Annotated in this window: 21 protein-coding genes; 19 read left to right on the forward strand and 2 right to left on the reverse strand. The window is 36.4% G+C overall.

Annotated elements, in window-relative coordinates:
- The first annotated feature begins 26 nt into the window (after nt 1–26).
- The 5 genes from ACONDI_RS01055 to ACONDI_RS01075 all read left to right on the forward strand — a co-directional run bounded on the left by ACONDI_RS01055 (nt 27) and on the right by ACONDI_RS01075 (nt 6166).
- Nucleotides 27–1763, forward strand: coding sequence for an aldehyde ferredoxin oxidoreductase family protein (locus tag ACONDI_RS01055; RefSeq protein ID WP_241079651.1), 1737 nt, complete (start codon nt 27–29; stop codon nt 1761–1763).
- A gap of 140 nt (nt 1764–1903) precedes the next feature.
- On the forward strand, nt 1904–2782 hold the full coding sequence (locus tag ACONDI_RS01060; RefSeq protein ID WP_241079652.1) for a DUF7973 family transport facilitator: 879 nt from the start codon (nt 1904–1906) through the stop codon (nt 2780–2782).
- 51 nt (nt 2783–2833) lie between these two features.
- A complete protein-coding gene (locus ACONDI_RS01065; protein ID WP_241079653.1) occupies nt 2834–3082 on the forward strand; it encodes a MoaD/ThiS family protein in 249 nt (82 codons plus the stop codon).
- Between the two features lie 68 nt (nt 3083–3150).
- Nucleotides 3151–4302, forward strand: coding sequence for a tungsten cofactor oxidoreductase radical SAM maturase (locus tag ACONDI_RS01070; RefSeq protein WP_241079654.1), 1152 nt, complete (start codon nt 3151–3153; stop codon nt 4300–4302).
- A 166-nt stretch (nt 4303–4468) separates the two neighbouring features.
- On the forward strand, nt 4469–6166 hold the full coding sequence (locus ACONDI_RS01075; RefSeq protein WP_241079655.1) for an acyl-CoA dehydrogenase family protein: 1698 nt from the start codon (nt 4469–4471) through the stop codon (nt 6164–6166).
- 76 nt (nt 6167–6242) lie between these two features.
- Here ACONDI_RS01075 and ACONDI_RS01080 read toward each other — a convergent pair whose 3' ends face one another.
- Nucleotides 6243–6968: a LiaF transmembrane domain-containing protein gene (locus tag ACONDI_RS01080; RefSeq protein WP_241079656.1), complete on the reverse strand. Its 726-nt coding sequence runs from the start codon at nt 6966–6968 to the stop codon at nt 6243–6245.
- A gap of 199 nt (nt 6969–7167) precedes the next feature.
- Between ACONDI_RS01080 and ACONDI_RS01085 the strand changes: the two genes are divergently transcribed.
- From ACONDI_RS01085 to ACONDI_RS01120, 8 genes are all read left to right on the forward strand, one after another.
- Nucleotides 7168–7854 carry an energy-coupling factor ABC transporter permease gene (locus tag ACONDI_RS01085; protein WP_241079657.1) on the forward strand — a complete coding sequence of 229 codons (687 nt, stop codon included), beginning with the start codon at nt 7168–7170 and terminating at the stop codon, nt 7852–7854.
- Entirely contained in the window at nt 7826–8302 is a 477-nt protein-coding gene (locus ACONDI_RS01090) for a hypothetical protein (RefSeq protein ID WP_241079658.1), read from the forward strand. The genes ACONDI_RS01085 and ACONDI_RS01090 overlap by 29 nt, the downstream gene beginning before the upstream one ends.
- 20 nt (nt 8303–8322) lie before the next feature.
- Nucleotides 8323–9291, forward strand: a complete 969-nt coding sequence (locus tag ACONDI_RS01095; RefSeq protein ID WP_241079659.1) for a DUF4198 domain-containing protein — start codon at nt 8323–8325, stop codon at nt 9289–9291.
- A gap of 369 nt (nt 9292–9660) precedes the next feature.
- Nucleotides 9661–10587, forward strand: a complete 927-nt coding sequence (gene cysK, locus ACONDI_RS01100) for a cysteine synthase A (RefSeq protein ID WP_241079660.1) — start codon at nt 9661–9663, stop codon at nt 10585–10587.
- A gap of 104 nt (nt 10588–10691) precedes the next feature.
- Nucleotides 10692–11516, forward strand: a complete 825-nt coding sequence (locus ACONDI_RS01105; protein ID WP_241079661.1) for a HesA/MoeB/ThiF family protein — start codon at nt 10692–10694, stop codon at nt 11514–11516.
- 51 nt (nt 11517–11567) lie between these two features.
- Nucleotides 11568–12032, forward strand: coding sequence for a M67 family metallopeptidase (locus ACONDI_RS01110; protein ID WP_241079662.1), 465 nt, complete (start codon nt 11568–11570; stop codon nt 12030–12032).
- A 3-nt stretch (nt 12033–12035) separates the two neighbouring features.
- Nucleotides 12036–14453 (forward strand): sulfurtransferase TusA family protein, encoded by a 2418-nt coding sequence (locus ACONDI_RS01115; protein WP_241079663.1) that lies wholly within the window; start codon nt 12036–12038, stop codon nt 14451–14453.
- Between the two features lie 59 nt (nt 14454–14512).
- Entirely contained in the window at nt 14513–14659 is a 147-nt protein-coding gene (locus ACONDI_RS01120) for a YezD family protein (protein WP_241079664.1), read from the forward strand.
- Between the two features lie 149 nt (nt 14660–14808).
- Here ACONDI_RS01120 and ACONDI_RS01125 read toward each other — a convergent pair whose 3' ends face one another.
- A complete protein-coding gene (locus ACONDI_RS01125; RefSeq protein ID WP_241079665.1) occupies nt 14809–15759 on the reverse strand; it encodes an FMN-binding protein in 951 nt (316 codons plus the stop codon).
- Between the two features lie 84 nt (nt 15760–15843).
- Here ACONDI_RS01125 and istA point away from each other — a divergent pair, with 84 nt between their 5' ends.
- The 6 genes from istA to ACONDI_RS01155 all read left to right on the forward strand — a co-directional run bounded on the left by istA (nt 15844) and on the right by ACONDI_RS01155 (nt 22264).
- Nucleotides 15844–17340, forward strand: coding sequence for an IS21 family transposase (gene istA / locus ACONDI_RS01130; protein ID WP_241080909.1), 1497 nt, complete (start codon nt 15844–15846; stop codon nt 17338–17340).
- Complete coding sequence (gene istB / locus ACONDI_RS01135; protein WP_241079666.1) at nt 17337–18059, forward strand: IS21-like element helper ATPase IstB; 723 nt, start codon at nt 17337–17339, stop codon at nt 18057–18059. The genes istA and istB overlap by 4 nt, the downstream gene beginning before the upstream one ends.
- 475 nt (nt 18060–18534) lie before the next feature.
- A complete protein-coding gene (gene thiS / locus ACONDI_RS01140) occupies nt 18535–18759 on the forward strand; it encodes a sulfur carrier protein ThiS (RefSeq protein WP_241079667.1) in 225 nt (74 codons plus the stop codon).
- A gap of 215 nt (nt 18760–18974) precedes the next feature.
- Entirely contained in the window at nt 18975–20378 is a 1404-nt protein-coding gene (locus ACONDI_RS01145; protein WP_241079668.1) for a YeiH family protein, read from the forward strand.
- Between the two features lie 210 nt (nt 20379–20588).
- Entirely contained in the window at nt 20589–20774 is a 186-nt protein-coding gene (locus tag ACONDI_RS01150; RefSeq protein ID WP_241079669.1) for a hypothetical protein, read from the forward strand.
- Nucleotides 20775–21088: 314 nt separating this feature from the next.
- Complete coding sequence (locus tag ACONDI_RS01155; RefSeq protein WP_241079670.1) at nt 21089–22264, forward strand: polysaccharide deacetylase family protein; 1176 nt, start codon at nt 21089–21091, stop codon at nt 22262–22264.
- Nucleotides 22265–22290: the final 26 nt, after the last annotated feature.

A 22290-nucleotide genomic window follows, 5' to 3' on the forward strand; every position in this document is an offset into this window, starting at 1 on the left:
TTGACAATTAAAGGAGGTTGAGTATTTTGGTAAAAATTTTAAGAGTTAATTTGACAGACAAAAGCATTAAGGATGAAGCGTTGGGACAAAAATATGAAAAAATGGGGGGAAGAGGTTTAACTTCTAACATAATAGCAGATGAAGTTGACCCTACATGTCATCCCCTTGGGCCAAATAACAAGCTTGTGTTTGCACCGGGTATTGTCACAGGTACTAAAGCTCCGTCATCAGGAAGATTATCAGTAGGTGGGAAGTCTCCTTTGACTGGAGGGATTAAAGAATCAAATGCTGGAACGCCGTTTTCTCAAGCACTAGCCCGTTCTGGTTACAAAGCATTGATAATTGAAGGGCAAGCAGGTGACGATTCGTTATGCTATCTTGAAATAACTAAAGATGGAGTAGAACTGAAGGATGCAAGTGAATACAAGAGCAAATCAACTACAGAAACTGTAAATATGCTTCGAGAAAAGTACACCAACCATGATATCTCTTTAGTTGGATCAGCCGGAGAAGAAAAGATGGCATCTGCTGGTATCTGTTTCAATGACCCGGAGTACAGGGCAAGTCGTTATTCGGGTCGTGGAGGACTTGGTGCAGTAATGGGTTCTAAAGGATTAAAGGCCATTGTATTAGAGAGGCAGATAGGAAAGGTCGAAATAAAAGACGAAGATAGATTTAAAGTTGGGCAGAAAAAGCTTGTAGAAGCTTTGAGAAATCATGATGTTACAAAACCCGGTGGCACACTAAATAGTTATGGTACTGCTTCACTTATCAATGTTCTTAATCAGGCAGGAGGCTTACCGGTAAGAAACTTCAGTGAAGGAACCTTTGAAGGAGCGGAGAAGGTATCTGGTGAGGCAATAGCTGAAGAGATCAAAAAAAGAGGCGGAAAAGGTATGACAGGTCATTCCTGCCACCCTGGCTGTATAATTCAGTGCTCAAATGTTTGGCCTAAAGAGGATGGCAGTGAACACACCTCTTGTATAGAATACGAATCAGACTGGTCTCTTGGACCAAACCTTGGAATAGACAATCTTGATGATATTGCCGAAATGATTGATATTTGTAATAAAGTTGGAATAGATACAATAGAAGCAGGAGTTACCCTAGGGGTTGCTATGGAAGCAGGCCTTGCAGAGTTTGGTGACTCCAAAGCAGCTATCAACCTGCTAAAAGAAATTGAGCAAAACACCCCTGTAGGAAGAATACTTGGAAATGGAGCTCACTTTACCGGACAGGCTTACGGAGTGACTAGAATTCCTACAGTTAAAAAACAGGGTATGCCAGCTTATGAGCCTAGAGCTGTTAAAGGTATCGGCATAACTTATAGCACTACTACAATGGGAGCAGACCATACGGCAGGATATACTGTTGCCCCTGAGATCTTGAGTGTTGGCGGCGAAGTAGATCCATTATCACCTGAGGATAAAGCAGAGTTATCGAGAGCTTTTCAGGCAACGACAGCATTTGTTGACAGCTCAGGGTATTGTACTTTTATTACTTTTGCTACTTCAGACGATGAGTCTGGGTTAGAAGGAATGATTGATACTGTAAACGGAGTATTGAACACAGATTATACTCCAGAAGAAGCTGTTAAAGAAGGAGAAAAAATATTAAGAGTTGAGAAGGAATTTAATGAAAAAGCAGGGTTAAATAAGTATGATGATCGCCCTCCCGAGTTTATGCGCTATGAAAAACTTCCTCCTCACAATCACACTTTTGATGTAACAGACGAAGAACTTGACAAAGTTTGGGACTTCTAAATGAGCTTTATAAAGGGGAACGCTTACGAGCTTCCCCTTTTTTGATCTAATATCAATTCTGGTGTAAAAAGTATATTCACATAAGTATAGTGTTTTTAACTGATACAATATCTAATTATCTAAACTAAGGAGCGATTAAAATGGAATCTATATTTGAGCTAAACTCCGTTTTAGCAGCCTTTGCAGGCGGGGTTTTTGGGACATCTATTGGCGGGTTATCGGCTTTTTTGTTTTGTGGTTTCTTGATATTGGCAGGAGAACTGATAGTAATAGCAGGTGGACCGGAAACTTTTACAACTCAAATTGGACTTGGTCCCCTCTTTGGGCCTCACGTTGCTTTTGCTGCAGCTACAGTTGCTGCTGCCTATGCAGGTAAAAAAGGATATCTTGATACAGGGGTTGATATATTAACACCTTTGATTAAATTTAAGGATTGGCGGATATTAGCCGTTGGAGGTATTTTTGGAATTATAGGATATTTATTAGGTGCTTTTTTTACAGGGTTAGATCTTCCAACGGATGTTCTTGCTTTGACCATTGTACTGCTTCAGATATCTGCCAGGCTAATATGGGGTAATACAGGTATTTTTGGCGAATTTGATACTTGTAAAAGTGACTGTGATAGTAGATGGAAGTGGGATGCTTCAGAAGAGGGCTGCTGGGTCCCTGCTCAAAGGACCATTGGTCTAACAATTATACTTGGTTTAGGTGTTGGGGTAGCTTCTGGATATATGGTACTTATGACTGATAGTGTTTTTATAGGATTTGGTTTTGCAGGCTTTTTGTTAATTTTGTTACAAACAATAGGGGTTGGTCCAGTAACCCACCATATAGCTCTACCTGCGGCCCTTGCCACTGCAGCAACTGGAAGTTTGATTGTTGGTGGTGTGTTTGGAATCATCGCTGCATTTGCTGCTGACTTGTTATCTAGGGCATTTACAGATTGGGCTGACACCTATATTGATCCACCAGCATGTTCGATATTAGTAGTCAGTACTTTGGTTATATTAGTTCTTTGATTACAGAACATAAGGGTTATTGGCGACTATTGGTAAAGGGGTGATTGGAAGATGATTTCTGTTGAGGTTAAACTTTTTGGGAACTTTCGTAGCTATCATCCAGAAGGTGAAGATAAGTCAAAAAGCTTTATATGTAACCTACCAAAAGATAATAACACAGTAGATAATTTAATCTCTACTTTAAATATACCAAGAGAAGAAGTTAAAATTGTTTTTGTTAATAATGTTAAAGTTAAACTTGAAGATAAATTACAGGACGGAGATGAAGTGGGGATTTTTCCTCCTATTGCCGGGGGGTAGAAATTTGCAAAATATTCTAGATTAGTCGGTATGACATTTATTATAGCTATCTGAAAGGAGAAGTACAAATGCTTCCTAAACCTGAGTCATATAAGTTAGATGAAGGACAATTTTTCGAAAAGACAGAAGAGGGCTGGTTTTTGCACAGCCCTTCTCTTAACATAAAAAAAGTTTATATTGAGCCAACAAATAGATGTAATATTGAATGTATAACATGCGTAAGAAACAGCTGGCCCGGTATACTTGGTGATATGGATATGAAACTTTTTGGTAATATACTATCACAGTTGGAACAATTACCCTCAGTGAATGAAGTTATTTTGGGAGGTTTTGGAGAGCCTTTACTTCACCCTAATATATTAGAGATGATAGAAGGTCTTAAAAATCTTGGTCTAAAAGTAAAAATTACTACCAACGCAATGCTTATTGAAGAAGATCTGGCAAAAGATTTGGTGTCTTTGAGGGTGGATGATTTGATGGTATCAAGCGATGCAATAAGTGAAGAAAAATTTTCAGAGATAAGAAAAAGAGGTGATCTAAAGAATATAAAAAATAATATTAAAAGATTAAATGAGATAAAAAAGCAGGAAAAAACGATCTTACCTCGTATTGGAATTGAATTTGTGATGATGAAGAAAAATCAAAATGAAATCAAAGAACTACCTTCATTTGCTAAGGAGCTAGATGCTTTTTCTGTGCTTGTGACAAATCTGCTTCCTCATACTGAAGATATGGCAAAGGAAATCTTATATGATAGTCCTTTAGCTCCACAGGAAAAACCAGCCCAGGCTCCTATGATATGGCCAAGTCCCTTGAAAAGTTTTGGTACTATGGGCACTGTTGACTTTCCTAGGATGAAATGGGGAGCGTATCGGCGCTGTAGATTTGTGGAGAGAAAAGCTACTGTAATTGGGTGGGATGGTAGAGTAGCGCCCTGTTACTCCCTTCTTCATAGTAATAGGTATTTAATTTTTGGAAGAGAAAAGAATGTAACAGCTCATTCTTTTGGAAATCTGAATGAAGATAATTTAAAAAATTTGTGGTGCTCAGAAGAATATACAAAATTTCGTAACAGAGTAAGATTATTTATGTTTCCTTCATGTGTAGATTGTAACCTTGGCGAAACTTGCGACTATCCAAAAGATAATGAAGACTGTTGGGGTAACTCTCCTTCCTGTGCTGACTGTCTCTGGGCTCAGGATATTATAAGATGTCCTTAGTTTTTATTTAATGACCATAATTTTTTTGAGCATTATTTTAAGAATTTCAAAAAAATGAAGGATATTTATAATTAGCGTAGAATCAGTATATTAGCTGAATGAATGATCATTCACAAAAATACAAAAGAGTTTTTTTAGAATGCCGTTTTATTGGAGGTGTTGGTGGTTGTTATTATTTAATCCTCGTGAGTTCAAGGGTGATAATCTTGATGAAACATCCAAGGAAATTATGAAAAAGACGATTGATTTCTTTGAAAACAAGGGGAAGAAAAGGTTAAAAGAAGATGACAGAAATAGGGTTTGGTATGATGATTTGTTGGAAGTCATAAAGGAAAATGAAGCCTTTTATACTTTTTTGACTCCACCGGAGTATGGAGAAGGGGAATGTCGCTTTGATATCTGGAGGAATTGTCACTACAACGAAATTTTATCATTTTATGGACTTCATTATTGGTATACCTGGCAGGTTAGTATACTAGGGCTTGGTCCCATCTGGATGAGTGATAATGACCAGGCCAAGAAAAAAGCAGCCGAACTGTTAAAAGAAGGGCATGTTTTTGCTTTTGGATTATCAGAAAGAGAGCACGGAGCAGACATATATTCTACCTCGATGAGTCTTACGCCTAATTCTGATGGAACCTATCTTGCCAATGGAGAAAAGTATTATATTGGTAACGGCAATGTAGCCGAGATGGTTTCAACTTTTGGTAAGATGTCTGACACCGGAGATTACGTGTTTTTTACAGCAAATTATAAAGATCATAGATATGAGCTAAAAGACAGTGTCGTTAATGCACAGTCATATGTAGCTGATTTTGCCCTAAAAGATTATGAGGTCAAAGAAGAAGATATCCTATCAAAAGGCCAAAAAGCCTGGGATGATGCTCTAAATACAGTAAATGTAGGTAAATATAATCTTGGTTGGGCATCAATTGGGATATGTACTCATGCTCTGTATGAAGCTATTAATCATGCAGCTAATCGAAATTTATATGGAATATATGTAACTGACTTTCCCCACGTTAAACAGATGATGACTGATGCTTATGTGAGACTTGTTGCTATGAAGCTATTTGCACTAAGAACAGCTGACTATATGCGCAGTGCCTCTAGTGATGATAGAAGATACTTGCTATATAACCCTACCGTTAAGATGAAAGTTACAACCCAGGGTGAAGAAGTTATTGATCTGTTATGGGATGTTATTGCAGCCAAAGGCTTTGAAAAAGATACCTACTTTGAGATGGCGGCAAGAGATATAAGGGCGCTGCCTAAGCTAGAAGGTACTGTCCATGTCAACCTTGCTTTGATAATAAAATTCATGAGAAACTATTTCTTTAACCCAAAAGAATATCCAGAAGTTTCAACTCAAATGCAAAAAGAAAATGATGACTTTATGTTTGATCAGGGGCCAGCAAAAGGCCTTGGAAAGGTTCAGTTCCACGACTATAAAAAAGTATATGATAAATGGGACCTGCCAAACGTTAATGAGTTCAAAGAACAAATCTCTATCTATAAAGAGTTTTTGGCTAATGCATCTCCAGACGAAAAACAGCAAAAAGATACTGACTTTTTACTTGAACTAGGAGAGCTCTTTACCCTTGTAGTATACGGCCAGCTTATTTTAGAGAATGCCGAGATTTATAAGATTGAAAATGAACTAGTTGATCAAATTTTTGATTTTATGGTTAGGGATTTTTCTAAATTTGCCCTTAACCTTTATAACAAGCCTTCAACTAGTGACAAACAGATGGATTATTTGATGAAGATAATTAGAAAGCCTATTTTTGATAAAAATAGATTTAATAGAATATGGAAAGATTACGTGTTATCTTTAAATGGTGCTTATGAGATGAATCCTTAAATTGGTTTTTCCATAATAAACTCCTCCCAAAAAAAGAACTTTCCTTGATCTAAGGAAAGTTCTTTTTTATTGGGTCTTATTTTTTAATTTTAACCTCGACTCCACCCATAAAAGTTCTAGCCTGAATTATAATTTTTTTGGGGGTTTCTCCGGGCCTAAGAGTAGAAGGGTCGGCCTTCTTTAAAGCGCTGGTGGTGCCAAAAATACCTCCAGTATCCTGGTCTAACAGTTCTGCCCCTCCAAGTATGCATGTTCCTCTACATTCTACATCCACATTGTCAGGCAGTCTGACATCAATGCCTCCCATTATTGCAGTGAAGTCAAGCACTGTTTTGTCTTCTTTAATATCGGCTAACCTCATATCAAGATCCACTCCGCCCATGAAAGCCAAATATGATCCAGAGTTAAGTTCCCATGGGTTTTTGGTGTGATCAATTCCTCCAAGGACTGCAAAATGAGAACTACCAGTGGAGTTTTTGCCGCTGAAAAAAGTTAAGCCAAAAATTATAATAACCGTAGGCCAAAACATTCTCCAAAACATTGTTAGATCTACATCTATAAAACCAGTGTTATTTGTTATGAGAATTGCTCCTACTATGGTCATTACGGCTCCGATAAGAATTTGAATTAAAGTCTCTCTTTTATAAAGATGTTTTAAACCAAAATAAACTAATATAACAGGCCAAAAAGAAATCATATCACCTATTGTATATTCTATTACTTCTAAATTACCAAGAAGTAGTACTATGCCTGCAGCTATGATTAACAGCCCAACAAGGTTTTTGGTTTGGAAAATTGCCATTTTTTTCTCCTCCAATAAGTTTATTATCTTATTTAAATTATACCATATTTTGAGAGTGGCTATAAAAATTTTTTTTTAAAATAATTTTTAAAATAAGCAGGAAATTATAATTTCATGTATAATTAGTATGCTAAGGTAACACAAAAATCAAAAATCGTAACACGAAATTAAATCAAGATGGATGGAAGGGGGGATATAAATGCATTTGCCGGATGGTATGTTATCAGGTGGTTTGTCTGTTGCAGGATATTTAGGGACTGTGGGGGTTCATTTATTTACTTATATTGTATACGTCTTAAAAGGTTGCAAAAAATTTATGAATATAGATATTATACCAAAAGTTAGTCTTGTTAGTGCAGCTTTGCTTGTAGCAGCATTAATATATGTACCTGTTGGCCCTACTACTGTGCATTTTTCTTTTGTGGGAGTTGCCGGCATATTACTTGGGCCTTATTCTGTAATTTCTTTTACAGTGGTGTTATTTTTTCAGGTGATTTTATTTTATCACGGGGGCTTTACCAGCTTAGGAGTGAACATTTTTAATTTTAGTGTTGCTGCTTTGGCAGGATATTATATTTTTGCTTTTATGCGTACTAAACTGCCGCTTGCTAACAAAATTCCTTTATTAAATAGGTTTAAATTGCATTACAAAATACTTTGTTTTGCTTTCTTGGCAGGTTTATTATCAAAGCTTATTTTGGTAGTTCTAGGATCTTTGGCTCTTTTGACGATTGGTTTTCCACTAGCTGTACCAGGATCAGTGATTGCCTTTCACCTGCCAATAATGTTGGCAGAAGGTGTTTTGACGGCTGTGCTTGTTTTTGGGCTTTTAAAACTAAAGAGGGGGATAATTTATAATGAAAGCAGCTTTTACGATTTTGTTTGACCAAAGAAAAATAACTGTTAAAAAGCTTTTGTGTCTTGCAATAATAATACTTTTTTTCTTTGTCAATCAGCAGGAAGTCTATGCTCACAGGATGCTAATCGATTTATTAGAAGACGAAAGAGGTGTGCTGCAGCTAATTTATGATGATGGTACGGTTGCTCCAAATGCAACGGTCAAAATGTATGATGAAGATGGGAATGTACTAAGTGAAGGAACCACAGATGAGGATGGATATTTTAGTTACAGTAATCCTGGTAACGTAGAAGAAGTAGTTGCAGATGATGGTCTGGGGCACAGAGCTAGGATTAATTATGAAGGAGAAGAAGAATTCTGGGACGGTGTACCCCGGTATATGAGAGGGTTACTGGGTGTGTCTGTATTTTCTTTTGTAGCTGCTCTTACTTATTTGATTAGTCAAAACAAAAAAAACAACGAGAATAAAAGCTGACCAAAAGGGAGATGATTTTGATGAGGAAATTAGGAATATTTTTTATGGTTGTGACTTTATTTTCATTAATTTCCGGAGGAAGTGTTTTTGCCCATGAAGTGTGGTTAGAGGTAGATGGTGACTTAGAAGAAGGTAGTGAACTTCAAATAGATGTAATGTGGGGCCACTTTGGTGATGAAGTAGAAGAGTTAAATTATGAAGACTATAGTTTGTATGTGATGACTCCCGACAAAGAGGTTCAAGAGATAGAGGTTGAAGAAGAAGGACTTCACGGAAGAGGCTATTTCACCCCATCTACAGAAGGTGAGCATATAATATATACCAAAAGAAAACCAAGCGTTTATTCTCCAGGAGAAGGCCAAATGATAAACAACATGCATATGGGAAAAACAATTTTGCCCATAGGAGTTGGTGAAAAAATCTATTCAGAAAATGTAGACCTGCCTCTAGATATTATCCCTGAAATGTCTTCTAAAGATCTAAGCGAAGGGAACTTTGAAGGTAAGGTGTTACTAGAAGGCGATACTGTAGAAGGGGCTAATGTAAGCGCATATGGGCCTGATGATGAAGCTATGATGGAGGAAAGCGACTCTGAAGGTGGATTTTCTTTTAATCTAGGTGATGAGGGAAGATGGCTTATTAAAGCTAATGTATCGATGGAGGATAGTGGTACCCTTGATGGGGAAGAATATAATGAGGTTAGTAAGACTGTAACTATGCTAGTTGATAGGGAAAAGTTACAACATGTTGCGGCACAAGTTGAAGATGATGCTGGAGATGAGGTTGACGAGGAAGATGATAATGAAGCAACCGAGGCTGAGACTGAATTAGAAGATAAAAGCGATGAAAGAGAAGAAGCAGGTGCAGGTGCAGGAGACGGGGAAGGTGGCTCTGGTAATGAAATCATGTTTTTAATTGTTGGGCTATTACTTGGTGGTGCAATAGGGATATTTAGCGGAGTGTTTTTCACAAAAAAAGCTAATAGCTAACAATTATAATATATCTTGTATTTTCAAAAGTGTATTTACTTGTTTTCAGCTCTATCTATTGAGATTTTAATAGGTAGAGCTTTTTTTGTTTAATTATTTTTTTAATTTAACTTCTGATTTAATTTAATACTGATTTAACTTCACCCTTGACAGATTATTAACTTCGGTGTATAGTACACCTAAACACAATAACCTAAACACCTAAAGGATATTAGGAAATTAAAACTAAAACAAGGTTTTGGTGCAAAAAGTCATAAGAACAATGTTTTGTTTTAGATGTATCAATTAAAAACACTATACTTATGTGAATAGACTTTTTGCACCGGGATCAAATAAAAAACTTTAAAAATTGGATGGGAGGGGTTTAAATTGTCAAAGTCAGTATTAGATCTTATTGGTAACACACCGTTGGTGAAAATCAAGGAAACTCTTGCAGGAAGTGATTCTAACATATTTGCAAAACTTGAGATGTTTAACCCGGGAGGTAGCGTGAAGGACAGAATATCTTTAAGCATGATAGAAAAAGCAGAGGAAGAAGGTGCTTTGACACCTGATAGCTTAATCATTGAGCCTACAAGTGGGAATACGGGAATTGGGCTGTCCATAGTAGCAGCCGTAAAGGGTTATAAGCTGATACTTACTATGCCTGAGAGTATGAGTGTGGAGAGAAGGCAGATGTTAAGTAATTATGGAGCAGAGCTGGTATTAACTCCTGCAGAAAATGGTATGAAAGGTGCAGTAGCTAAAGCCGAAGAGTTAAAGAAAGAAAACCCAAATAGCTTTATCCCGCAGCAATTTAATAATTTTGCCAATCCAGAAGTACACCGAGAGACCACCGCAAAGGAAATATTAGAGGAATTGGAATCTATGAAAGAAAATATAGACGCTTTTGTTGCAGGGGTAGGGACCGGAGGTACTATAACCGGTGTTGGAGAAGTTTTGAAAAAGCATTATCCAGGTGTAAAAATCTTTGCTGTTGAGCCAGAAAGTTCTGCAGTCCTGTCTGGTGGTTCTCCTGGACCCCACAGAATTCAAGGAATAGGAGCAGGTTTTGTACCTGAAGTGCTAAACACAGATGTCATAGATGATGTGATTACAATAAAAGATGAAGATGCCTATAATATGTCAAAAAAATTAGGTAAAAATCAGGGGATTCTACCTGGGATATCAAGTGGTGCAGCTATGGCAGGTTCTCTTGAGGCTAAAGATAAACTGCCAAAAGGCTCAAATATTGTAACCGTCTTTCCTGATCTAGGTGAGAGATATCTAAGTGTTGCCCCATACTTTGACATTTAAAATCAATCAAAAAAACTTTGTTCATATGACTTTTAAAGTAGATTTCAGTATTAAATTATAGATTTTAAGTCCTAAATGTAAAGCTGAAGGAGTGTGAAATTCTTATGTTAAACGATACTCAGTTAGAAAGATACTCAAGACATATAATCTTGTCCGATGTAGGGGTAGAAGGTCAGCAAAAATTAATGGATTCAAAAGTCTTGATAATTGGAACAGGCGGGCTTGGTGCTCCAGCGGCAATGTTCTTAGCAGCAGCTGGTGTTGGGACGATTGGCCTTGCTGACTATGATAAGGTGGAGCTATCTAACCTACAGCGCCAGATTATACACCAGACAGAAGATGTTGGTAAGGATAAGACAAAGTCAGGCCAGGAAACTATTGCCAGCATGAACCCTGATGTTAGAGTGGTTACTCATAATACCTGGGTCAGTTCGTCAAATATTTTGGACATTATTAATAGTGAAGATTATGATTTTATTATAGATGGGACAGATAATTTTTCAGCAAAGTTTTTGATTAACGATGCTTGTGTTATGGCAGGTAAGCCTTTTGTTCATGCCGGGATTATACGTTTCTCGGGCCAGCTGATAACCTATATCCCTGGTGAAGAGGAAAATGCACCTTGTTATCGCTGTCTGTTCAAAGAACCACCACCTGAAGGTTCTGTGCCTACCTGTCGCGAAGCTGGAGTATTAGGAGTAATGGGTGGAGTGATAGGTACTCTCCAGGCAACAGAGGCGATCAAATATATTATTGGTAAGGGAGATAACCTCACGGGAGAGCTGCTTACCTACGATGCTCTGGACATGGAATTTAGGAAAATCCAGGTGAGTAGGAACAAAGACTGTATACTGTGTGGAGATAACCCGGAGATAACAGAGCTTTTTGACTACAGTCCTCCGTCCTGTGTTATCCAAACAGAAAACTAATAATATAAAGTTGATTCTAGTAGTTTGTAGTTTGAGGGAGGTAAATGGTTGATGAATTTTGAATTAAATAATAAAACAATTCACCTGTATAGAAGTGACTATGAAAAAATCCTATCACAAGCCAAAAGAGAATTCCCCCTTGAATGCTGTGGGATATTTGGTGGGCTAGAAAAAGAAAAAGATGTGTATATCTACAGGGTATATGAGATGAAAAACATAGATGAGAGCAGTACTCATTTTTCCTTAGACCCAAAAGAACAATTTGACAAGGTAAATAAGATCATTGATGAAGGTTACGAATGGCTAGGCAGCTATCATTCTCATCCTTATACACCATCTAGGCCATCTGAGGAAGACAAAAAATTAGCTTACGATCCGGCTTTAATCTATGGGATTATTTCACTAAAAGGTGAAAATCCGGTTCTTAATTTTTTTGAGATAGATGAAGACAAAAAGGTGAAAAAATATAACTTAAATATTTGGGAAGAAGAAAGTGCCTGTGAAAGAGGTGAATAATAAATGATAAAGGAAAACTTAACTCCCACAGAAGTTACCAGTGACCTATACGATTTTAGAAATAAGCTTAATGAATATTTGGAAGGTAAGATGGAAGACTTTAGATTCAAACCTTATAGGGTTGCTAGAGGAGTTTATGAACAGAGAAAATCAGGAACTTATATGATAAGGACCAGGATTGTAGCCGGTGAAGTGTCTTTAGAGCAGTTAAAAGAAATAGTTAGACTTGCTGATAACTATGCAAGTAAAAATGTTCATCTTACAACCAGACAAGATGTTCAGCTTCACGATGTAAGATTAGAAGATACTGCTGAAGTAATCGAAGGTCTTCTAGAGGTAGGAATTTTGACAAAAGGAACAGGAGGGAATACCCCAAGGAATGTGGTAGCATCCCCTCTTTCAGGAGTGAGCTCAGATGAAGTATTTGACGTGACACCTTATGCCAGGTTGGTTACAAGACACTTTTTAACAGATCCTAGTTCTTTTAACCTGCCTAGAAAATACAAAATTGCTTTCTCTAACAGTGAAAAAGATACTGCAAATGCTCTTGTGGCAGACTTAGGTTTTATCGCTGTAATTAGAGAAAGTGATAAAAGTGAGAGTGGCTATGAGAAAGGCTTTATAGTCTATGGTGGCGGGGGCCTTGGCAATAACCCTTCCTGCGGTATTAAATTGAAAGACTTTGTACCAGTATCTGAAGTACTGTATTATGCTGAAGCAATGAAGAGATTTTTTGAAGCAGAAGGAGACCGCACTAACAAAAATAAAGCCAGGATTCGTCATATCCTTATTAGACTAGGTGAGGAAAAATTCACTGAGCTTTTTGAAAAGAAACTGCAGGAAGTTAAAGAAGACAAGCAATTTGATCTAAAGGTTTTAGAAAATAATGACAATAATGATCAACAAATAGATGCCGCTGCTGCCCAGGTCACTGCAACCCAGGTAGATACTAAATCGACCGACGAAAAAGAAGAACTTTTGATCAAGCAAAAACAACCAGGTTATTATTCAGTTTATCTACATCCAGAAAACGGGAATATATCGACTACAGATTTGAAGGATTTAATAGATTTTCTAGAAAGCATAGATGACTCTGCTGATATAAGAATATCTAATACTCAAGGGCTTTATGTAAGAAATCTTAGAAAAGATGATGCCGTAGGTCTGTTAAAAATATTTAAAGAACTAATATATCCATATAAAATAGATAATTCTATTGCCTGTGCCGGGGCATCAACCTGTAAACTTGGGCTGTGTCTGTCACAGAATTTACTAAAAAGCATTAAAGAAAAATTTGAGAATGTAAATCCTTTTATAAAATCTCAACTTCCAAGAGCATATATCTCTGGATGCCCAAACTCATGTGGACAGCACCAGATTGGAAAGCTTGCTTTTAGTGGAATAGCTAGAAGAACTAAAGATGGCCTAGTGCCAACTTATGTAGTACATTTTAACGGAAAAGTAGGTACAAAAAATCCTAAACTAGCGCAAAAATACGGTGAAATTCCAGCGAAAAAACTTCCTAAATTTTTGCTTAATCTTGCCAGGCTAAAGTACAACAATGGAAATAGATGGGAGTTTGAGAAATTTGTCCAAGAAAACGAAACAGAAGTTACAGAACTCATAGAAAAATATTCTGTGATAGAGCCATATGATGAAAATCCTGATCTTTACTACGATGTTGGTGCGACAGAACTCTTTTCAATTGAGGGTAGAAGCCCTGGAGAATGCAGCCTAGGTATAATGGAAGTGATAAGGACAGATATAGAGAATGCAAGAGAGAACCTAGAACAAAATTATCTCTATGAAGCTTCTATTTCTGCAGCTAGAGCGCTCCTAGTCCTAAGAGGTATTGATACCAACAAAGATAGGGAGATATTCAAGGCTTTTGTTGATCACTTTGTCAAAGAGGGTTATCTAAAAGCTGATATTGAAGATCTGACAGGCATCCTACTAGATTACAAGCTAGGAGATATATCAAGCCTTGAAGCTTATCAAGAAGATATAAAGTACCTTGTCAAAAAAGTAGAAGATATGTATGGGTCATTAAACCCAAAACTTGAAATCACCCTGCCAAAGGAAGATGATGAAGAAAGTGATAAAGATGGAAGCAGCGGAAGCAGCGGGGACGGTTCTCGTGCTTCTTCTTCTAAGGATAACATTCAGGATAATATTCAAGATAATATAGACGGTGAAGGATATGAAATAGTAGACCTTAGAGGTGTGAAATGTCCTATGAACTTCGCTAAAGTAAAAGTATCTCTATCAACTAAAGAACCCGGTGATGTGGTAGGTTTTTACCTTGATCAGGGTGAGCCTATGGATAATGTGCCAAAAAGCGTAGAAGGTGAAGGACATACTATCAAGGAAATAAAAGAATTTGATGGCTACAGCCTTCTTGTGATTGAAAAAGCTGAATAGGAGTTAGTGTAAGAATAGAGGTAGTATAGATGTTATGTTAATTAATGGGAGGAGTTCTTATGAGCCCCAAAAGAAAAAAACAAAAAGAAGTGCTGGAAAAAATTAATGAAGCTATAGAAGAGCTTGAATATGGGCAGGTTACTGTAGTTATTCAAGATTCTAAAGTAGTTCAGATAGAAAAAACAGAAAAAGTTAGGTTTGTGTAATTTGGCCGAATCCAGTCATGTCTAAGCTTTTTGATGTAAATATATAAATATATTTGATGTTAAATATATTAAAGAAGAGGGACCCTACATTTTTGGGTCCCTCTAACTGTTCGATTATGAAACTTTTACACCAACTTACTTAATAATGTCTAATGAAACAAGTATTTAGTGTTTATAAGAGGAGTATAATCTTCTGGTACCTCATCACCAACTTCTCTAAATCTATAAACTCCCCTATTTAGTGCATCTAATATTGCTGATTTTTCTTTGTTTGAGTAAACTGTAGCGCCAGAGAAGCCATCAATATCATCTACAAACTCACCAGGCTCATAAAGATCAGGTAGTACTTCTCTTATATCTTGACCTTCTAGATGATCTAGAACTTGCTTGTGCTGTTCTTTAACTGCTTCAACGCTTTCATCTTCAAGATAATCTATTCCGTCGTAAGCAAGTAACCTGTGCCCAATATCTGTTATTTCATTGTCTTCTAATGTAAACTGAACATTAACTTGTGTTTCTTCTCTGTCAGCAAAAATACCCCTGTAAGTCCCATCTTCAAAGCTAACATCTTCTGGTATGGAGTAATAGTCTTCTGGTACCTCGTCACCAACTTCTCTAAATCTATAAACTCCCCTGTTTAACGCATCTACTATTGCTGAAATATCTTTGTTGGAATATACTGTAGCGCCGGAGAAACCATCAATATCATCTACAAACTCACCAGGTTCATAGAGATCGGCCAGTACTTCTCTGATGTCATTGCCTTTTAGATGCTCTATGGCCTGCTTATGCTGCTCTTTTACTGCTTCATAGTCTTCGTCTTCAAGATAATCTACCCCATCATAGGCGAGCAGTCTGTAACCAATATCTGTTACTTCATTATCTTCTAAAGTAAACTGAACATTAACTTGCGTTTCTTCTCTGTCAGCAAAAACACCTCTGTAAGTTCCATCTACAAAGTTTGCATCCTCTGGTATAGGACTATAATCTTCAGGTACTTCGTCCCCAACTTCTCTAAATCTATAAACTCTGTTTGTGGCAAAATAGAAATGGAGAAAATGGCAAGATAAAAATCCCGTAAAAATTGGAAAAAAAGTCATTGCCAGCATCCCAAAAATATCATACCCTTCTAATTGTAATCTACCAAAAAACAGTTAGAAGGAGGAAAAGAAAGGATGCTGACAATGACTCAACAGTATAATATCAAATACTTATCATTTCATAAAGGAAAAAAGTACAGCGAAATTAGCAGGGAAACAGGCCATGATTTCAAAACTGTGAAAAAATACGCCGAGAAGGAAGATTTTAATGATAGTCCTCCCCGGAGAAAGAAAAAAAGTTCAAAACTTGATCCTTTTAAACCAACTATTGATCAGTGGTTAAATGAAGATACAAAAGCTCCAGTAAAACAGCGGCATACAGCTAAAAGAATATACGATAGATTAAAAGAGGAATTTAAGGAAAAATTTAATGTTTCTGAAAGAGTCGTTAGATATTACGTATCAGCTAAAAAGAGAGAAATATTTGGTGATAGTGAAGCTTATCTTCCCCTTGAACATCCTTCTGGGGAAGCTCAAGTGGACTTTGGCGAGTCACTAATTTATGAAAACGGCAAAGAAATCAAAGGGCATTCTCTAGTCTTATCGTTTCCCCATAGCAATGTAGCTTACGAGCAAGTTTTCAGGGGCCAAAACCAGGAATGTTTGTTGGAAGGGCTGCAGAGGATATTCAAATATATAAACGGTGTTCCCACAAAGATTTGGTTTGATAATCTATCTGCTGCAGTGAAAGAAATTAAGAAAAAAGGTGAAAGAGAGTTAATCGAACAATTTGAAAAATTTGCCCTTCATTACGGGTTTCTCCACAACTTTTGTAATGCCGGCAAATCAAATGAAAAAGGTCATGTGGAAAACAAAGTAGGCTTCACCAGGCTAAATCATTTTGTCCCCGTTCCTTCCGTATCTGACATAGAAGATTTGAATGAAGAACTTTTTCAAAAAGCAGAAAACGACGCCCAAAAACTGCACTACAAAAAACAAAAGAAAGAAGCAGAGCTATTTGAAGAGGATAAAAATTGCTTACTTAAATTACCGGACAAGCCTTTTGATATTGGCCGATTGGTAAAAGTAAAAACAAATAAATATGGAAAAGTTGAATTAGATAAAAAGATCTATTCCACATCTCCCCGGCTAGTGGGAAAACAGGTCTGGCTTTATTTAACCCATGATAGGGTGGATGTGTTAGATGAAGATTATAAACAAGTGGTTTCACACCCTAGGCTCTATCAAGAAACTGAGTCAATGAAATGGTATCCCTATTTAGAGCTGATAGCAAAACGGCCTAACGCTTTAAAATACACTGGTTTTTACAAAGAATTGCCCGATCCCTGGCAGGATTATCTTGAGTATCTTGATTACCCGAAAAAGAAAAAAGCACTTCATTTATTAAAGGATATAATTGAGCACAATGACATGGATACTGCAGCCGATGTACTTTCACAAACCCTCAAAGATGGAGTAGATGATGTGGAAAGTATCAGGCTTACTTGGACTAGAAAAACTAGCAACATAACTCTACCATCCGAACTGGTTTCAAACAATAATATACCTTCAATGACAGGATATACTCCAAATTTCGCAGTTTACGATGAGCTATTAAACAAGGCAGGTGATAGGAAATGAAAGAAACTATTGAGAGCTACTGCAAAAAGCTTAAGTTAGGTACTACTATACCGGAGAATTACCCTCAAATAGAAGCAGATACCCATGAAGAGTTTTTAGAGAAACTTTTAAGACTGGAGGTGGAACAAAGGGAGATAAATCGTAAAAACCGCCTTTTAAAACAGGCTAATTTTCCTACCTTCAAAACATTTAAGGACTACAATTTTGATAACGTAGCTTTGCCGGAAAGCATTGACGTGGAAACACTTAAGACTGCCGGTTTTGTTGAACAAAAGGAAAATCTTATTCTTTACGGGCCTGTAGGCACTGGGAAAACTTTTATGAGTATTGCTGTGGGAATTGAAGCTTGTAACCGTGGGAAAAAGGTTATGTTTTACACTACAGCAGCTTTGGTCAATCAGCTTTTAGAAGCTCAAGCTGACGGGGAAATAAATAAATTAATGAAAAAGATTGAAAAAGCAGATGTGTTAATTTGCGATGAATGGGGGTACATCCCCCTCAACACAGAAGGAGCACAACTTCTTTTTCAAGTAATTTCAAACTGTTACGAAAAGCGTAGTGTAATCATCACTACCAATTTAGAATTTAGCAAGTGGAACACTATATTTTATGATGAAAAGCTTACTAGTGCAATTATCGACAGGTTAGTTCACTACAGCCATTTGATCACATTTACAGGGCCTAGCTACAGGCTGCAGAACTCTTACATTAATTGCTAAATCTGGAATTGGGGTGCTGGATAAATTTTTTGCCGTTTTCGGGAATTTTATCTTGCCAAACACATAAAAACTAATTAAACTAGTTCAAAATAGTACGTTAAATAATTCACATCAAAGAAGTAAAAATATACTACCTTATATATTATTAATATCTAATTAATAATATTAAAAGTGGTAATTGATTTAAGTAATTGATCTAATCAAATATATTCTTTCCCCTTTGCAAAAAAACCTTCCTAACTTTTAGTTTTTTTATTAAAAATTCGAAAAAGATGAAATTAAAATAGAGGATTTTAAAAAATTAGCTATTTCCTATTGACAACGATGTATTAACAGTGTATAGTATCAACTAAAGAAAATACCCTAAATAACTAAAGGGTAATAGGAGATAAAGTGAGACAGATTAACTTAATTACAGCAGAGGCTTAAGTTCCTGGTGCTGATAAGAACATTAAAGATTGGGGGAGCGAAAACAATGGCAACGGTTTATGTTAATGGCAAGGCAAGGGAGTTTGAAGGTGTTACTACTATCAATAAGGTTTTGGAAGAACTTAATATGAAGCCAGAGATGGTAAATGTTCAGGTTAACCAGGAGATGGTTGACAAGGGTAAGTTTGAAGAGACAAAGGTAACTGAAAATGATAAAGTGGAGATTTTGATGTTCATGGGTGGAGGCTGTTGTCAGCCTAAGTGCTGTTAAAACTTAAATTAAACAAAAGATAGATATTAAAATTACTTAAACTTTTTTTATAGATACGCATGTATAAATAGATATATTGTTTAGCTGACCAGAAAACTGGAGGCTTAGGAATTAAATGTTCCTTTGACCTCCGTTTTTTTTACCGAACTTAAATTAACTCTTTATTAAGCACTTATAAAAATTGAATTTTGGAAAAAAGAAAGGATGGGATGGTTATGAGGACAAAAGAAAATAGCTTGGATTTGGGAAAACAAGCTGAGACTGAATCAAACAAAAACACAAATACAGAAGAAATAAGGAAAGTAAACCCGCTTCTTGCAACAGAAGATTGGTGGGCGGTGTGGCTAGGCTTTTTCATTATAGCTCTTACTGCAGTTGGACTTTTTAATCGAGTACCCGAGCCAGGTGGCTGGATGTATAATCCGCTAAACAGTTTGGGTGCAGGAACATTCTTAGAACTAATAATCTTTGGAGCTGCACTTGCGCTGGTACTTGGAATATCTGTCTATTTTGTCAAAGGTGAAATCAAAAAATACTTATATGCATTTGGTGGAGTCTTTGCCCTGGCTGTTGCAGCATACGTCTTAGGGCAGCAGGAAATAGCATCAGAATATGGATTAGGTGATGTAGTATGGGCACTTATCTTAGGAATTACTATCAGCAACACAGTAGGAGTTCCGGAAACTATCAGGCCAGCGATTAAGAGTGAGTTGTATATAAAGATAGGTCTAGTACTTCTTGGAGCAGAGATTTTGTTCCATCGTTTGCTTGTACTAGGGATGTATGGAATAGGGGTAGCATGGATTGTGACACCGATTGTTCTTGTATCAATGTATTTTATAGGTACGCGGGTTCTTGGGATAAAGAGTAAATCCCTTGTTGTAACTATAGGTGCAGCAACTTCAGTATGTGGTGTATCTGCAGCCATAGTCAGCGGAGGAGCTTCTAAAGCCTCAAAAGAAGAGATGACTCTTGCAGTATCTATAACTTCATTATTTACGATCTTTATGATAGTGTTGATGCCGGTTATAGTCTCCTTAACAGGAATGGACGCTCTTGTTGGAGGTGCCTGGATAGGAGGAACAGTTGATGCGACAGGTGCTGTGGTTGTAGCCTCCTCTGTATTAGGCAGTGAAGCAATGGAAGTAGCAGCAACTATAAAGATGATCCAAAACGTTCTTATAGGTATAATAGGTTTTGCAATTGCTTTTATCTGGGTAAGTAAAATTGAGAAAAAAGCGAAAGAAAAAGAAGAAGGAGTTACAGGAGAAGACAAAGTGGCAAGCAGAGTTAGCGTATCAGAGATATGGAACAGGTTCCCCAAATTTATATTAGGCTTTGTAGCTGCATCAGTATTGTTCTCCTTCGTATTCTTCCCTCAAATGGGAGAAGCTTGGGTTGAAGATGTCCTTGGTGTGACAAGTGGACTTAGAGGTTGGTTCTTTGCCCTTGCCTTTATAAGCATTGGCCTGAACTCAAACCTTATAAAATTAAAGCACTTACTAAGTGGTGGCAAACCTGTGATTCTGTACGTGATGGGTCAAGGCCTAAACCTAGCATTAACTCTTGCAGCAGCTTATGTGTTGTTTAGTGGAAACTTCATACCAGCTCCGTTCTAAACTATATATAGACTTTAAAATGAAAAAACTAAACTTAGGTTAAGTGGATATATTTAAACATATTCTCCGTATTAAGAATATTAAACTTAAATCTTAATTCTTATGCGGGGAATTTTTTTATTTGGAAGGAAAATAAATATAGATAAATAAAATAGTATATAATGCAGTTGATAAGAAAAGCATAAAAAACACAATGGAGGTGAAAAAAGAATGATGAGAAAAGACGGTGAATCTCTTGAGGGGTTAAAAGTTAAGTTTTTCAATAATCACTTTGCAACTAGCTCAAAACTTGAAAAAGAAGTTAATGAATTTATAGAATCAAGTGTCGAAACTCTCTATGGTATTGAAACTAACTTCTATAATGATGAAATTCTTATTAGCGTATATTATAAATAGTGGATCAAGTGGTAAGCAAAAAAGTCAAAAAAAAAGCCGCCAATCAAGGGCGACCAATTAGATGTATATTAAATAAAATGGATGGATAGAGGTACTATGCATTGTAGTAACTCTAGAATCATTATAACCCGGGTATTTATTAATGTCAACATTAAATTACTACATATTATAGTAGAAAAATTAGGCACCTTATCAAAAGGTGTCTTTTTTTGTTATAAGGCAAAATATGATGAATTAATATAACCACCTCACAATATGAATATACAAATTAATATTAGCGAAGGCTTAAAATTATTCAATATGAGGTGGTTATATTGACTGGCTTGATTGGAAGAAATGTATTGCTTTTGATCCTTTTATTTTTTTTAATATCATCTATCAAGTTTGACATTTTGTTAAATACTTCGTTTGCGGCTGATGAAGTCGACATTATAATAGATGGGGAAGAGGTAAAATATGACAAGGACAAGTTTTGGGTAAAAGATAATAACATTCTCATGCCCCTTGATTTTGTGAAAGATAACTTGGATGTTGAAATTAATAATTATGAATCAGAATACCAAATAAAAAAAGATGATAAAAAAGTGTTTTTTTATATTGGAGAGAAATTATATATCATAAATGATGAGAAAAAAGAAAAAGACTTTTCCCCGTATATAACTGAAGATTATAACATTATAATGCCACTAAATATTTTGGAAGGACTAGGTATTATAATAGAGCTTGACCAAGCAGAAAGAAAGCTCAAAGTATATGACGAGAAAGAACCTGAAAGGCCAGGGCTAATAACTTTTGTCCTAGATGATGGTTCAAAAAATCAATACGAGATGTTGTATCCACTGTTTAAAGAAAAAGAAATCCCAGCCAACTGGTCTCCCGCAACGGTATATCTTGACGAACTAGATGATTTTGCAACCTGGGAGATGATTTATAATGTGTATAAGAATTCAAAGCCAAGATGGGAGATAAGCTCTCACTCCTCGTCTCACCCAAATTTGACTAATCAAAGCAACGAAAGAATAAGAATTGAAGCTGAATATAGCAAAAGAGCTTTAAGTGAGTTTGAACCTGTTTCTTTTGTCTATCCTTATTATCAATATAATGACAGGGTTATAGAACAGGTCAAAGAACATTATGACCTTGCTTATGCTGGGTCTATTAACGACGACTACAATAGGCCAACAGGTAATAATGGGGCTAATGATATACGAAACATAAACTCTAGGGAATATGTAAAAGAAAATCCTTATGAGATTAAAAGAGTAACCCTAACAGGACCTCATGGTAATTGGAACTCTTTAGCCAGCCATTATAATCTAGAAAGGCTTGTAGATAAAACTAAAGAAAAGGACGGTCTGCTAGCTTTTACCCTTCATAAAGCAGATGAAAATTCTGTGGAAAGGCTTAGAGAACTAATTAATTATATAAAAGAAGTTGACGTTCCGGTTGGGACATCATACGATGTCATAGATGAGATTTTAGAAGATTAAAACTTTCATATAGTTTGTTTAGATTT

The organism is Natranaerofaba carboxydovora, from assembly GCF_022539405.1.
GTDB classification, from domain to species: Bacteria; Bacillota; Natranaerobiia; order Natranaerobiales; family Natranaerofabaceae; genus Natranaerofaba; species Natranaerofaba carboxydovora.